Source organism: Streptomyces sp. NPDC059371, from assembly GCF_042751995.1.
Taxonomy (GTDB): domain Bacteria; phylum Actinomycetota; class Actinomycetes; order Streptomycetales; family Streptomycetaceae; genus Streptomyces.
Genome location: NZ_JBHYXD010000074.1, coordinates 1 through 12,787, shown reverse-complemented (window position 1 = coordinate 12,787; position 12,787 = coordinate 1). Strand labels below are relative to the sequence as shown.

Below are 12,787 nucleotides of genomic sequence, written 5' to 3'. Positions count from 1 at the left end.
CCACGGGTAACCCAACCCGTTCCCAGCCGTTGGCACCGCACCCCGGACAAGGCAGTATCACCCTGTGGCCGATCTCATCACCGTCGAGAACCCCGACGACCCCCGTCTGCGCGACTACACGGGCCTGACCGACGTGGAACTGCGCCGCAAGCGCGAACCCGCCGAGGGCCTGTTCATCGCCGAGGGCGAGAAGGTCATCAGACGGGCCAAGGACGCCGGCTACGAGATGCGCTCGATGCTGCTGTCCGCCAAGTGGGTCGACGTCATGCGCGACGTCATCGACGAACTCCCGGCACCGGTCTACGCGGTCAGCCCCGAGCTCGCGGAGCAGGTCACCGGCTACCACGTGCACCGGGGAGCGCTCGCCTCGATGCAGCGCAAGCCGCTGCCCACGGCCGAGGACCTGCTGCGCTCCGCGCGCCGCGTCGTCGTCATGGAGTCGGTCAACGACCACACCAACATCGGCGCCATCTTCCGCTCCGCCGCCGCGCTCGGCATGGACGCGGTACTGCTCTCCCCGGACTGCGCCGACCCCCTCTACCGCCGCTCGGTGAAGGTCTCGATGGGCGCCGTCTTCTCGGTTCCGTACGCCCGTCTCGACACCTGGCCCAAGGGCCTGGAGTCGGTCCGCGACGCCGGGTTCAACCTGCTCGCCCTCACCCCGGACGAGAAGGCGAGGTCCCTCGACGAGGCCGCCCCGCACACGATGGACCGGGTCGCGCTGATGCTCGGCGCGGAGGGCGACGGGCTGTCCACCCGGGCCCTGATGGCGGCCGACGAATGGGTCCGCATCCCCATGGCCCACGGCGTCGACTCCCTGAACGTCGGCGCGGCGGCCGCGGTCGCCTTCTACGCGGTGGCGACGGGCCGGCCCACGAGCTGAGACCCGCGCTCCGCGGGGTGCCGTGAGGTGCCGTTCTCGGGGGTGTCGCCGGGCCTGGATCAGCTGAGGATCGGTCCGGCTCGAACGGCACCCCTAGGGCAGGCCCTAGCCGTCGCCGTGCAGCGCGCTCCGGTACGGACGGCCGACCGCGGCGCCCACCGCCAGGGCCCCGGACGCCGACCGAGCGTGGTGTACGCCGCCCCGCGGGCCGTCGTCGAGTCCGCGGGACGGACCCTGGCACCCCTGGGCCGCAGCGATACCCAGCGCGACCAGCAACGTCACCACCACGAACACGAAGAGCCGCTGGCGCAGCAGCCGTGGATTGGCGGGCCGCCGGCCGGTGCCGGTACCGCGCGGGCCGGGCCGTCCGGCGCCACTGCGCGGGGCGGGCCTGTTGCCGGTGCGGCCGGTGTTGCGGCCGGGCGCCGGACGCGAACCCGACCGCGATCCGCCGTTCGTCCCGCCGGTGCGCGGCGGGGGAGTGGTCCCCCGCGGCGGGGGAGTGGTCCCCGGCCGTCGCTGGGTGCGCTGCTCGGCGTACTGCTCGGCGAGGCGGCCCGTCGGCCGGTCCGGATCCGAGCGCGGAGCGGGCGGCCGCGCGTCCACCATGCCCTGGGCCTCGCGGGCCGCGATCTCCTTCAGCCGCAGGGACAGTTGGAGGGTGCTGGGCCGTTCCTCGGGGTCCTTGGCCAGACAGGCCCGGACGAGCGGGGCGAGCGCGTCCGGGACCCCGTGGAGCTGCGGCTCCTCGTGCACCACGCGGTAGAGCATCACCTCGGAACTGCCCTGCCCGAAGGGTGAGTCCTGGGTCGCCGCGTACGCGAGGGTCGCCCCGAGCGCGAACACGTCCGTGGCCGGGGTGACGGCGACACCGCGTACCTGCTCCGGCGCCAGGAAGCCCGGGGAGCCGACCGCCGTGCCGACGTGCGTGAGCGTGCTCGCCCCGGTCGCCCAGGCGATCCCGAAGTCGATGATCCGCGGCCCCTTCGGGGACAGCAGGATGTTGGACGGCTTGAGGTCACGGTGGACCACCCCGGCCTCGTGCACCGCGACCAGACCCTCCGAGAGGGCGGCACCGACGGCGGCCACGTCCGCCGCCGACAGCGGACCCTGCTCGGCTACCTTGTCGTGCAGGGAGGGGCCGGGCACGTACTGCGTGGCGAACCACGGACGCTCCGCCTCCAGGTCCGCGGCGACGAGCCGCGCCGTGCAGCCGCCCCTGATCCGCCGTGCCGCCGAGACCTCGCGCGCGAACCGGGAACGGAACTCCTGATCCTCCGCCAGATCAGGCCGGATCACCTTCAGCGCGACCCGTTGGCCCCGCCGGTCGGAGCCCAGGTAGACAACACCCATACCCCCCGCGCCGAGCCGTCGGTGAAGCCTGAACGAGCCGACGACACGCGGGTCCTCGCGCCTCAGGCGCATCATCGCCATGTCCATCCCCGCTGCCCGGTCCGTTTGACGAGCCACAGCTTACGTTTCCGCGGCCGGGTGCGCGCAGAGGCCGCGCCCTCTCGTCCCGATCGATTGTCAGTGCCGGGTGGGAAACTTGAGAGGTGGTCAGGGAGCGTGCGAACAGTGCCTCCTTGACCTGCCCTTGATCCCAACCATCCATCGTTGAAGGGGGATTGAGCCCGTGAGGGGTGACCGCGTGGAGATAGTCGTGGACGCAGGGGACACGACGCGTACGTACGAGGTGGTGGCGAGCAGGGCGGGTCGCCGGGTGGAGACGGCGGTGCGCCGAGGTGTCGTAGAAGTGAGCGAAGTCACTCGAAACGGAACAGTGGTACGGACCGCCCGCTTCATGGCGACTCGGGTGCTGGCGCTCGTCGAGCAGCCGGTTCCCCGGGAGGACAGCTCGGAACAGTAGGGGCACTTCGGACGTCCCCTCCGGGAAGACCCCGAGACCTGGGTCCGCGTCTCCACCCACGGTAGTACTCAGCAGGTCACGGCTCATCCTCCGGGAGGCCCGGCAATCGGTACGAGGGCATGACGACCCGTCGTCGTCGCACGCCTAGATTTGAGGTCAAGCGGCGGGTGCAGCACTCGTCCCCCGAGGTCAGACACCCGCCGCTGCCAGGCACAACAGAATCTCGGTCAGGAGAGGGACCATGGCCCACACGGCACCGCGGACAGAGCTCCGCACGCAAGGACGCAAGGCCTACGCCGCCGCGTTCGGCACCCGCCAGGGCCGGCGCCACCCCTTGGTGGCGACAGCGATGGTCCTTCCCCTGGCGGCCCTGCTCGTGGTCGTCTTCGGCGGCTGGGACGCGGTGGTCACACAGGCGTCGTCCGTGGGCGTGATGCTGGGGCGCTGAGCGGCGCCCCAGGCCCGGAAGAGCGGTCCGGGCGGGGACATCCGGCCATGAAACCCCGTGGGGACGGGGGTGCGGCGGACGGCAGAAAGATGCCCGCGCAGCTGGGGAGCTGCGCGGGCATCTCTTTTTTGCGCCCACTCGCCATTCGCCACTCGCCTCTCGCCACTCGCCGCCCGGCGTCGGCTCCGGGCAGCGGGGCCGGGCAGCGGGTCGGGGCCGAGGGGCATCGTGACCCGGGGCGGGTCCACGCCGGCGGCCGGCACACCCTGGCGGCCCCACGCCGCGTCTCGGGGCCGGGCGCGGGAACGGGAACTTCGGGGGCGAGGGGACCGGGAGCGTCGGGGCGAGGGCGAAGTGCCGGCCGAGCGGCCGGGCCTCGGCGCCCTCCGCCTTGCAACTGCACTCACCGGGCCCCGCTCGGCCCAGCCGCCGAGGCGCCGCGCCTCGGCGCCGCCCGATCCGAACGACGGGCCCCGGGGCCCGGTGCCGGCTTCGGGTGCGTACCCTCACCGGCAGGTGCCCGGCGGCTGACGTCGTACGGGCCCGTCGTCCAGCTCAGGGAGATCCGTGACCGTACCCAGCCTGCCGGCCGCGCTCGCCGCCGCGGCGCGCGGCGCGGCGCACCCGGCGGTGGCTGTGCCCGCTCCCCGCGGAACCTGTTCCTGCGGCGCCGAGGACACACTCCTCGCGGACCGCGACGACGGCACCGTGGTCCGCCACGGCGCCATCGTCGCCAAGGCCCACGCCCCGGACACGGAGCCCCACGCGCTCACCCTCCGCGTCGCCGCGGCCACGCGCCTCCCCGGCATCCTCCTGCCACCGGCGGACCCGGCCCCCACCGGCCTCCTCGGCCGCCGGGTGACCCTCTGGCCGTACGGCGCTCCCGTCGACCCCGACGCACCCGACGCGGCTCCCTGGGAGGCGGCCGCGACCCTGCTGGCCGGGCTGCACCGGGCTCCCGCTCCGGACGGGCTGCCGCCCATGCGGGGACCCGTCAAGGCCGCCCGCGCGATGGCCCGGATGCGCGCGGCCGGACCGCACCCGGCCGCCGCCCCGGTCCTGCGGGCCTGGGCCGCGCTGCCCGCCTGGGCGCGGGCCGAGGCCCCGATGCCGGACGCCACGACGACCCTGTGCCACGGTGACCTGCACCTCGGCCAGCTCATACGCCACCCCGCGCCGGACGGTCCCTGGCTGCTCATCGACGTCGACGACCTGGGTGTCGGCGCCCCGGCCTGGGACCTGGCCCGCCCCGCCGCCTGGTACGCCTGCGGGCTGCTGCCGCCCGACGAATGGCTCCGCTTCCTGACCGCCTACCGGGCCGCGGGCGGTCCCGCCGTTCCCGCCGACGGCGATCCCTGGCCCGCCCTGGACGTCGCGGCCCGCGCCCTCACCGTGCAGACGGCCGCCCTCGCGGTCGCCAAATCCGTCGCCGCGGGACGGCCGTTGGACGAGGTGCAGCAGGCCGTGGTGGACGCCTGCGACCGAATGAGTGCCGTCCCACACGAGTTGACCAAAGGATTGGCGACGTAGGCTGCAACCGACCGAAGCCGGGCGGTGTCTGTCCTGGCGGAAGCAGTACCGACAGGCGAGGAGTTGAGCCGAGCATGCAGTGTCCGAAATGCCATGCGCAGATGCACACGTACAACCGCAATGGCGTCCAGATCGAGCAGTGCAGCGGCTGCCGCGGCATCTTTCTCGACTACGGCGAGCTGGAGGCGCTGACCCGCGTCGAGTCGCAGTGGTCCCAGCCCGCGCCGCCGCCCCAGGGCGCCCCGCAGGCGTACCCGTCCGCGCCGGCCCCCGCGTGGGGTGCCCCGCAGCACGGCGGCCATGGCGGCCACGGCGGTCACTACGGCGGCCACGGCGGCCACAACCGTCACAAGAGCTTCGGCCACATGCTCTTCTCCTCCTGAGCCACCCGAAGGGGCCCCTTCCGAACGGAGAGGCCCCTTCGGCGTGTCCAGGCCCCCGTGGGTCAGGTCACACAGGTCCGTCGGGCGGGCCGGAGCACGACGAAGCCCCCGGTCGTCGAAACGACCGGGGGCTTGCTTGTGCGCGATACTGGGATTGAACCAGTGACCTCTTCCGTGTCAGGGAAGCGCTCTCCCGCTGAGCTAATCGCGCAGGTCACGCGGCCGAAGCCACGCTTGCTGCTGATACTGCGTGCGCGATACTGGGATTGAACCAGTGACCTCTTCCGTGTCAGGGAAGCGCTCTCCCGCTGAGCTAATCGCGCGGGGATCCTCGCGGATCGAGTCCTTGCGGACCAGTGGACGATACTGGGATTGAACCAGTGACCTCTTCCGTGTCAGGGAAGCGCTCTCCCGCTGAGCTAATCGTCCTTGGAGGTGGAGACGGGATTTGAACCCGTGTAGACGGCTTTGCAGGCCGTTGCCTCGCCTCTCGGCCACTCCACCAGGAGTGCGGGTTCGGGAAGATCCCCCACTTCCTGCGAGCGGACGACCAGGTTCGAACTGGCGACCTCAACCTTGGCAAGGTTGCGCTCTACCAACTGAGCTACGTCCGCTTGTCGTTTCCGTTCCGCTTGCGCGTCCCGGCGACGAGTTGAACTCTAGCGGATTCCCGGGCCAGCACAAAAACGCGTTTGTGCAGCGTGCTGCGGTCTGTCCCCCCGAGGACACGGTCAGGGCACTCGCGGGACACCCGCCCTAGACTCGTCTGCGTGCTCGACCTCCCTCCTCTCGCCCGCTTCGGCGGCCTCGTCGCGACCGGTCTCCTCGATGTCACCAGCGATCCCGCGGCCCTGGACTCGACCGGCTTCTGGGCCGTCGCGGCCGACTTCGAAGGACGTCTGACCTGCGCCCGCTTCCGCGACGTACGAGAGGAGCCGGTGCCCGCCCCGGTGCCCGGACAGTGGCACGGCCCGGCGGCCGGTGACTGGACGTCGTCCCTCGACCACGCCGCGTACACCGCCGGTGTACGACGTATCCGGGAGTACATCGCGGTCGGCGAGGTCTATCAGGCGAACCTCTGCCGCGTGCTCTCCGCGCCCGTCCCGGCCGACGCCGACGTCGACGCGCTCACCGCTCTGCTGGCCCGCGGCAACCCGGCACCGTACGCGGGAACGATCCGGCTGCCGGAACACGGCGTCGAGATAGCCACCGCCTCCCCGGAACTCTTCGTGCGCCGCGCGGGCCGTTCCGTCGAGTCGGGGCCGATCAAGGGCACCGGACGCACCGAGGCGGACCTCCTGGACAAGGACTACGCCGAGAACGTGATGATCGTGGACCTCGTCCGCAACGACATCGGCCAGGTCTGCGCCACCGGCACCGTGACCGTGCCCGACCTGTGTGTCGTCGAGAAGCACCCGGGGCTCGTGCACCTCGTCTCCACGGTCAGCGGCGAGCTGCGGGAGGACGTCGGCTGGCCCGGGCTCCTCGCCGCGGCCTTCCCGCCCGGCTCCGTCACCGGCGCCCCGAAGTCCAGCGCCCTGCGGATCATCGACGCCCTGGAGACCGCGCCGCGCGGCCCGTACTGCGGAGGCGTCGGCTGGGTCGACGCCGATCGCGGCACCGGCGAGCTGGCCGTGGGTATCCGCACGTTCTGGATCGACCGCGCCGACGGCGTCCTGCGCTTCGGTACGGGGGCCGGCATCACCTGGGGATCCGACCCCGAGGGGGAGTGGCGGGAGACCGAGCTGAAGGCGTCCCGGCTCCTCGCGGTAGCGTCGGGAACGTACGACGCGGGTGACGGGACCCCCACGGACTGACCCGGTTTCGGGGACGGACGGCGCGGGGAACCGGGGCCGGAACGCCGTGCCGGACGACGCGTCCGGCACATTCACATGCGAGGTAGGGACCAGTGAAGCTTTGGCTCGACGGCGGGCTGCAGGACATCGAGGCCGCCCGCGTCTCCGTCTTCGACCACGGACTGACCGTGGGTGACGGCATCTTCGAGACGCTGAAGGCGGTCGACGGCCGGCCCTTCGCGCTGACCCGCCACCTCGACCGGCTGGCCCGCTCGGCGCGCGGTCTCGGTCTGCCCGAGCCCGACGCCGACGAGGTGCGCCGCGCCTGCGCCGCCGTCCTCGAGGCCAACCCGATGCCCCTCGGCCGGCTCCGCATCACGTACACCGGCGGTCACGGCCCGCTCGGCTCCGACCGCGGAGAGCACGGTCCGACCCTCGTCGTCGCGCTCGGCGGCTCGGCCCCGCGCCCCGACTCCACGGCCGTCGTCACCGTGCCCTGGACCCGCAACGAGCGAGGCGCCCTGACCGGCCTCAAGACCACCTCGTACGCCGAGAACGTCGTCGCCCTGGCCCGCGCGCGTGAACACGGCGCGTCCGAGGCGCTGTTCGCCAACACGGTGGACCAACTCTGCGAGGGCACCGGGTCGAACGTCTTCGTCGTCCTCGACGGCGAGATCCACACCCCGCCGGTCGCCTCCGGCTGCCTCGCCGGCATCACCCGTGCCCTCACGGTCGAGTGGACCGGCGCCAAGGAGACCGACCTGCCACTGGACGTCCTGGAGCGCGCGGACGAGATCTTCCTGACGTCCACGCTGCGCGACGTGCAGGCCGTGCACCGGGTCGACTCCCGCGAACTGCCGGGCGCGCCGGGCCCGGTGACCGCCAAGGCGATGCGCGTCTTCGACGAACGGGCCGGGGACGACCTCGATCCCTGACCGGGCACGGGCGGCCACCGGCCGTCGGCCGCGGGGCACTTCGAGCGACCCTCGTCGGGTACTCCGAGCGCTCCTCGCCGGGTAATTCGGCTGACGACTCGGTCGTCAGCGGGTACAACACCCCTGATGACGACGACCCTGCGGCCGACCGAGCCGCTCCATCGCGCCGCCGACGGGACCCTCTCACGCCGCTACCAGGTGTGCGTGAACAGCCGTCCCGTCGGCCGGGTACACCTCGCCACGGAACTCGGCTCGGGACCGCCCGCCGCCAGGATCCACGAGCTCCGCATCGACGAGCCGGACCGGCGCCGGGGCCGGGGCACCGTGGCCGCGCTGGCCGCGGAGGAGGTCGCGCGCGGATGGGGCTGCCGGCAGATCGTGCTGACCGTTCCCGGCGACGCCGCCGCGGCCCTGGCGCTCACCAGGGCGCTCGGCTACGTCCCGCGCAACCGGATCATGGAGAAGGCGGTCGACGGCTCCGCGCTCGTCCTGCCCCCGGGCAGCGCCGACCGTCCCATGACGCGGGACGAGTACGAGATCTGGGACCGGGTGGGCAGACAGCGGTACGCCGAGGACTGGATCCGGCGGGGGCTGCCGGAGGCCGAGGCGCTCGCCAAGGCGGACCGCGACTTCGGCGGCGCGCTGCCCGAGGGCCCGGCCACCGCGAACATGTGGCTGAGCGTCCTGGAGCACGAGGGCGTCCCCGTGGGCGAACTCTGGCTGGGGCGCCGGGGCGGACAGGCCTTCGTCTACGACGTCGGGGTCCGCGCCGACCAGCGCGGCCACGGCCACGGCCGGACGCTCATGCGGCTCGCCGAGGTCCGGGCCACGGCCGCCGGGCTGGACCGCATCGGGCTCAACGTCTTCGCGGGAAACACCCCGGCCGAGCGGCTCTACGAGTCACTCGGCTACGAGACGACGGCGTACCACCTGTACAAGACGCTGCTCTAGGCGGGACGAGGTTCTGCTCGGCTCGTTCGGGGCTCGGGACGGGGCCTTGCTTCGGCCGGAGCCGGGGTCCGTCACGGGGGCGACGGGTGTCAGGCCTGTTCGGCGAGAAGCCGGTCGGTGATCTCCTCGATCCGTTCGCGCAGTCCCTCCTGGCTCTTGCCGCCGTCCAGGCGTTCACCGCCGATGACGTACGTCGGGGTGCCGGTGACACCGATCGCCTTGCCCTCGGCCTGGTCCGCGTCGACGATCAGGATGTGCCGCCCGTCGATCAGAGCCGTGTCGAACTCCTCGGCGTCCAGGCCGAGTTCCCGGGCGACCTCGACCAGGAAGGCTTCGCCGCCCTTGCGGTCCAGCTCCTCGACGCGACCGAGTACGGCCTCCACGTACGGCCAGGCGCTGCCCTGCTCGGCGGCTTCCTCGGAGGCCTGGGCGGCGGCGAAAGCGTGCTTGTTCTTCTCCAGGGGGAAGTGCCGCAGCCGCACGTCCAGGCGGTCGCCGTAGCGGGCGCGCAGCGCGCCCAGGTCGGCGAGAGCGCTCCGGCAGTCGGGGCACTGGAGGTCGCACCAGACGTCCAGGACGACGGGGGCCGGGCGTGTGGCGGAGGAGGCGGAGAAGTCGTTCATTGATCCAGTCTCCCAGTCCGGCGCGGGGGAGGTTCCACCAGTCCGGTGCGGGGGAGGTTCCACCGGCGGTCGGTGAGGGGGTGGGGTCATCGGGACCTGAGGACGACGGCGACCCCGAGATGTCCCTGAGGTCTGCCCGGACCGTGGCATACCGGGCGTGGGGCGGTGCAGGATGGAAGGGATGAGGAACTTGCCGAACCGAGCCCTGCCTGGAGGACCGGAATGATCGCAGAGACCGTCTGCTCCGCCGTCTCCGTCGCCGGCCTGGGCATCGCCGCGGTGACGGCGTACCGCAAGCGTTTCCTGGCGGCCGCGCGGATCGCCGCCTACTCCCTGGTGCCGATCGGCCTGGTCATGACCGGGGTGGTCGGCTGGCTGGCCGACACCGCGTTCAGCCCGACGGCCTGGGCCGGCTTCGTGGTGCTCGGCGGCGCCTGGGCACTGTTCATGATCACCCGTGCCGTGGAGCGGCGCGGCGGCGGGACCCGGAAGGAACGCAAGGCGGCGAAGGCCGCCGCGCAGCGGGAGGCGGCGGCGCCCGCGGCGTCCGCCCCGTCGCTGGGCCCGGGCGCCGGACTCGGCTCCCGACCGGCGTCGGCACCGCGGGCGACAGGCTCCGGGGACGACTTCAGCGACATCGAGGCGATCCTGAAGAAGCACGGCATATGACCGGCAGAAGCGACACAAGATCACAAGCGTGACGCAGGGAACGCCCGGAACCGTTCACGTTCGAGCGCGGCCGTCACATCATCCAGCGAACTCCCGTATATTCCGGGCGTGTTGATCGCGAAGCGGGTGCTCTCTGCGTCATCATCGCCCGCGAGATGCTGGACACAACAACGAGCGACACCGCTGCTCCGCCCGAGGAGCGGCGCGGTTGTCTCTTCGCGCTCTCCCAGCCGCCGCTGATGATCTTCCTTGCGGTGATCGGCTGTCTGCTGCTCATGGCTTCGCTGCACGACCTGCTGCTGCTCTGAGCTGTACACGGAGCCCCTGGCGTCACCCGCCGAGGGCTCCGTCAGTCCGGCAGCCAGTCAGTCCGTCAGTCCGGCAGCCAGTCAGTCCGTCAGTCCGGCAGCCAGTCAGTCCGGCAGCCCGTCAGCCCGTCTGTCCGGCAGTCCGGTAGCCGGCCACGGGCCTGCTTCCGGAGGTGCGGCACGGTCGCGTCCCGCCGTGGCGGTGCGATCCGGTCGGCTCTCCGCGTGCGGTCGTCAGCCCGCGGCTTCCTTGCGGCGCGCCCGGTAGGCGGCCACGTGGAGGCGGTTCCCGCAGGTGCGGCTGTCGCAGTAGCGGCGGGAGCGGTTGCGCGAGAGGTCGACGAAAGCCCGTCGGCAGTCCGGGGCCTCGCAGCGCCGCAGCCGGTCCTGCTCTCCGGCGACGACGAAGAAGGCCAGCGCCATCCCGCAGTCGGCCGCGAGGTGGTCGGCGACCGAGGCGCCCGGCGCGAAGTAGTGGACATGCCAGTCATAGCCGTCGTGGTCCGTGAGGCGGGGCGTGGTGCCGGCGGCCGCGACCAGTTCGTTGATCAGCGAGGCGGCGGTCCGTGGCTCGTCGGCCGCGAAGATCTTGGCGAACAGGCCCCGAACGTCCTGTACGGCGGCGAGATCGCGCTCCGACAGCACCCCGACATCGCTGATCTCGTGCTTTCGTACGAAATCGGCGAGGGACGACACGTCGGCGAGCCCATCCGCCGTCTCGTCCTCCGGCGCGGTGTTCACCAGATCCACCACGGCGTCGAGTGCGCACCGGGTGTCGTGGGTGATCAGCACGTTTCGCTCCCTGGCCTGGGGGTCGGGCGAGGGCGCCCGCCCGATGCTGGCCGATGGTAGTGGCTTCCCGGCGCGACCGAGACGGGCGTGGGGGCGGGAGCGTGTGCGCGGGGCGCGAGCATGCGCGTGGGAGGGGTGGGGGGACGCGCAGCGGCGCCGCCACCGCGAGACATGCGCGGTGCCGACGCCGGTGCCTTCCCTATGCGGTTGTCTGAGCCCGAGCCGTCTCCCCGAGTGGACGGCGCCGGGCGGCTCTGTCGTGACGCGTCAGCTCTCGGCCAGGATGTGTGAGAGCTCCGTGTCGAGATCGAAGTGCCGGTGTTCCGTGCCCGGCGGCACGGCTGCGTCCGTTCGCTTCAGGAATGACTCCAGGGCCCGCGCGGGGGCTTCGAGCAGGGCTTCACCCTCTGGAGAGCTCAGGGCGATGCATACGACGCCCTGGCCGTGGCTTCGGGACGGCCAGACTCGGACGTCGCCGGTACCGGTGGGCCGGTGCAGGCCCTCGGCGAGGAGGTCGCGGGCGAACACCCACTCGACGGTTTCCTCGGCTCCGGTGTGGAAGGTGGCGTGCACGGCATAGGGATCGGCCGTGTCATACCGCAGTCCTGCGGGTACAGGCAGTGAGGACTCGCTCGACACAACGAGGCGCAGGTGCAGCTCGCAGCTGACCGTGGTGTTCATAAGCGCCAGGGCCTTTCGCTCAGTGTGCGCTCGGGGATTCGCACGTCGGCGAAATCGACATGCCACCTACGGTGCCGTTGTAAACCCCTCTGAGGGTTTTGCATGTCTTTATGTAACTCATCCGGCCGAGGGTGCGATCTCCGGATAGGGCCATTCCGGTGACTGGTTTCTCTCGGGTAGGGTTTGGTCGTATGAATACGGGGAGTGACGAGTCGGGCGAGGTCGCCACGACGGGCGACGGGGCGAACAATGAGCGAGCGCTCGGTTCGCGTGCGCCTGAATACATCAAGGCTCGGCGTGCGCTGCACATGAGCTGGCAGGTCGGCGTTTTCGTCGTCGGGCTCGCGGTGGTCGCGGCGGGTGTGGTCATGCTTCCGCTGCCGGGGCCCGGGTGGCTGGTGATCTTCGGTGGCATGGCGATCTGGGCGACCGAGTTCGTCTGGGCGCAGCTCGTGCTGCGCTGGACGAAGCGCAAGGTCACGGAGGCCGCGCAGCGGGCGCTCGATCCGAAGGTCCGGCGTCGCAACATCATCCTCACCTCGGTGGGGCTGGTGATCGTCGCTGTGCTGGTGGGGGTGTATCTGTGGAAGTTCGGGCTGGTGATGCCGTGGAGCATCAAGGAGTGACCGAGGCACCCCCTGACATGGGGTAATGTTCTTCCTGCGCCCGGGCGATTAGCTCAGCGGGAGAGCGCTTCGTTCACACCGAAGAGGTCACTGGTTCGAACCCAGTATCGCCCACACGTATGAAGAACGGCTCCGGCCCACGACACCGTGGACCGGGGCCGTTCTCGTTGTTCGCGTCGCCGGGGTGCGGTCCGGTGGGTGGGTCGGGGCCGTGCCGGTGCATCAGCCCGTCGCCGTTGGGTGAGGGGTGGGCGTCGGTGGCGACGGGCATCGATGTTCCTGTACTTCGCCC

At 71.9% G+C, this 12,787-nt stretch carries 15 protein-coding genes and 6 tRNA genes; 12 read left to right on the top strand and 9 right to left on the bottom strand.

Annotated elements, in window-relative coordinates; translation table 11 throughout:
• Nucleotides 1-64 precede the first annotated feature (64 nt).
• Nucleotides 65-883, top strand: a complete 819-nt coding sequence (locus ACFXGX_RS31070; RefSeq protein ID WP_384797580.1) for a TrmH family RNA methyltransferase — start codon at nucleotides 65-67, stop codon at nucleotides 881-883.
• A gap of 105 nt (nucleotides 884-988) precedes the next feature.
• Here ACFXGX_RS31070 and ACFXGX_RS31065 read toward each other — a convergent pair whose 3' ends face one another.
• Nucleotides 989-2,323 (bottom strand): serine/threonine-protein kinase, encoded by a 1,335-nt coding sequence (locus tag ACFXGX_RS31065; RefSeq protein ID WP_384797651.1) that lies wholly within the window; start codon nucleotides 2,321-2,323, stop codon nucleotides 989-991.
• A gap of 196 nt (nucleotides 2,324-2,519) precedes the next feature.
• Here ACFXGX_RS31065 and ACFXGX_RS31060 point away from each other — a divergent pair, with 196 nt between their 5' ends.
• The 4 genes from ACFXGX_RS31060 (at nucleotide 2,520) to ACFXGX_RS31045 (ending at nucleotide 5,114) form a co-directional block, all read left to right on the top strand.
• A complete protein-coding gene (locus ACFXGX_RS31060) occupies nucleotides 2,520-2,753 on the top strand; it encodes a hypothetical protein (protein ID WP_326788867.1) in 234 nt (77 codons plus the stop codon).
• 241 nt (nucleotides 2,754-2,994) lie between these two features.
• Complete coding sequence (locus tag ACFXGX_RS31055) at nucleotides 2,995-3,201, top strand: hypothetical protein (protein WP_355773792.1); 207 nt, start codon at nucleotides 2,995-2,997, stop codon at nucleotides 3,199-3,201.
• A gap of 567 nt (nucleotides 3,202-3,768) precedes the next feature.
• On the top strand, nucleotides 3,769-4,731 hold the full coding sequence (locus ACFXGX_RS31050; RefSeq protein ID WP_384797577.1) for a phosphotransferase family protein: 963 nt from the start codon (nucleotides 3,769-3,771) through the stop codon (nucleotides 4,729-4,731).
• Between the two features lie 74 nt (nucleotides 4,732-4,805).
• Nucleotides 4,806-5,114, top strand: a complete 309-nt coding sequence (locus ACFXGX_RS31045; protein WP_384797574.1) for a zf-TFIIB domain-containing protein — start codon at nucleotides 4,806-4,808, stop codon at nucleotides 5,112-5,114.
• Nucleotides 5,115-5,253: 139 nt separating this feature from the next.
• Here ACFXGX_RS31045 and ACFXGX_RS31040 read toward each other — a convergent pair.
• The 5 genes from ACFXGX_RS31040 to ACFXGX_RS31020 all read right to left on the bottom strand — a co-directional run bounded on the left by ACFXGX_RS31040 (nucleotide 5,254) and on the right by ACFXGX_RS31020 (nucleotide 5,728).
• A tRNA-Val gene (locus ACFXGX_RS31040) sits at nucleotides 5,254-5,325 on the bottom strand.
• A 40-nt stretch (nucleotides 5,326-5,365) separates the two neighbouring features.
• Nucleotides 5,366-5,437: transfer RNA gene (locus ACFXGX_RS31035), tRNA-Val, on the bottom strand.
• A 34-nt stretch (nucleotides 5,438-5,471) separates the two neighbouring features.
• Nucleotides 5,472-5,543, bottom strand: a tRNA-Val gene (locus ACFXGX_RS31030).
• A gap of 1 nt (nucleotide 5,544) precedes the next feature.
• Nucleotides 5,545-5,618, bottom strand: a tRNA-Cys gene (locus ACFXGX_RS31025).
• Between the two features lie 37 nt (nucleotides 5,619-5,655).
• Nucleotides 5,656-5,728: transfer RNA gene (locus tag ACFXGX_RS31020), tRNA-Gly, on the bottom strand.
• A 156-nt stretch (nucleotides 5,729-5,884) separates the two neighbouring features.
• Between ACFXGX_RS31020 and ACFXGX_RS31015 the strand changes: the two genes are divergently transcribed.
• The 3 genes from ACFXGX_RS31015 (at nucleotide 5,885) to ACFXGX_RS31005 (ending at nucleotide 8,796) form a co-directional block, all read left to right on the top strand.
• Nucleotides 5,885-6,931, top strand: coding sequence for a chorismate-binding protein (locus ACFXGX_RS31015; RefSeq protein WP_384797571.1), 1,047 nt, complete (start codon nucleotides 5,885-5,887; stop codon nucleotides 6,929-6,931).
• Between the two features lie 92 nt (nucleotides 6,932-7,023).
• Entirely contained in the window at nucleotides 7,024-7,845 is an 822-nt protein-coding gene (locus tag ACFXGX_RS31010; RefSeq protein ID WP_384797568.1) for an aminotransferase class IV, read from the top strand.
• A gap of 126 nt (nucleotides 7,846-7,971) precedes the next feature.
• Nucleotides 7,972-8,796 (top strand): GNAT family N-acetyltransferase, encoded by an 825-nt coding sequence (locus ACFXGX_RS31005; RefSeq protein WP_384797565.1) that lies wholly within the window; start codon nucleotides 7,972-7,974, stop codon nucleotides 8,794-8,796.
• 89 nt (nucleotides 8,797-8,885) lie between these two features.
• Here the strand turns inward: ACFXGX_RS31005 and ACFXGX_RS31000 are convergent, their stop codons facing one another.
• Nucleotides 8,886-9,419 carry a DsbA family protein gene (locus ACFXGX_RS31000; RefSeq protein WP_384797562.1) on the bottom strand — a complete coding sequence of 178 codons (534 nt, stop codon included), beginning with the start codon at nucleotides 9,417-9,419 and terminating at the stop codon, nucleotides 8,886-8,888.
• 222 nt (nucleotides 9,420-9,641) lie between these two features.
• On the opposite strand from ACFXGX_RS31000, the gene ACFXGX_RS30995 reads away from it, so the two are divergent.
• Both ACFXGX_RS30995 and ACFXGX_RS30990 read left to right on the top strand, forming a co-directional pair.
• A complete protein-coding gene (locus tag ACFXGX_RS30995) occupies nucleotides 9,642-10,088 on the top strand; it encodes a hypothetical protein (protein WP_384797559.1) in 447 nt (148 codons plus the stop codon).
• A 155-nt stretch (nucleotides 10,089-10,243) separates the two neighbouring features.
• A complete protein-coding gene (locus ACFXGX_RS30990; protein WP_167455603.1) occupies nucleotides 10,244-10,396 on the top strand; it encodes a hypothetical protein in 153 nt (50 codons plus the stop codon).
• Between the two features lie 234 nt (nucleotides 10,397-10,630).
• On the opposite strand, the gene ACFXGX_RS30985 is transcribed toward ACFXGX_RS30990, so the two are convergent.
• Both ACFXGX_RS30985 and ACFXGX_RS30980 read right to left on the bottom strand, forming a co-directional pair.
• Nucleotides 10,631-11,188, bottom strand: a complete 558-nt coding sequence (locus ACFXGX_RS30985; RefSeq protein ID WP_384797556.1) for a CGNR zinc finger domain-containing protein — start codon at nucleotides 11,186-11,188, stop codon at nucleotides 10,631-10,633.
• 267 nt (nucleotides 11,189-11,455) lie between these two features.
• A complete protein-coding gene (locus ACFXGX_RS30980; protein ID WP_003959770.1) occupies nucleotides 11,456-11,869 on the bottom strand; it encodes an SsgA family sporulation/cell division regulator in 414 nt (137 codons plus the stop codon).
• 191 nt (nucleotides 11,870-12,060) lie between these two features.
• On the opposite strand from ACFXGX_RS30980, the gene ACFXGX_RS30975 reads away from it, so the two are divergent.
• On the top strand, nucleotides 12,061-12,495 hold the full coding sequence (locus ACFXGX_RS30975) for a TIGR02611 family protein (protein WP_384797553.1): 435 nt from the start codon (nucleotides 12,061-12,063) through the stop codon (nucleotides 12,493-12,495).
• Nucleotides 12,496-12,537: 42 nt separating this feature from the next.
• Nucleotides 12,538-12,609: transfer RNA gene (locus ACFXGX_RS30970), tRNA-Val, on the top strand.
• The last annotated feature ends 178 nt before the right edge of the window (nucleotides 12,610-12,787 follow it).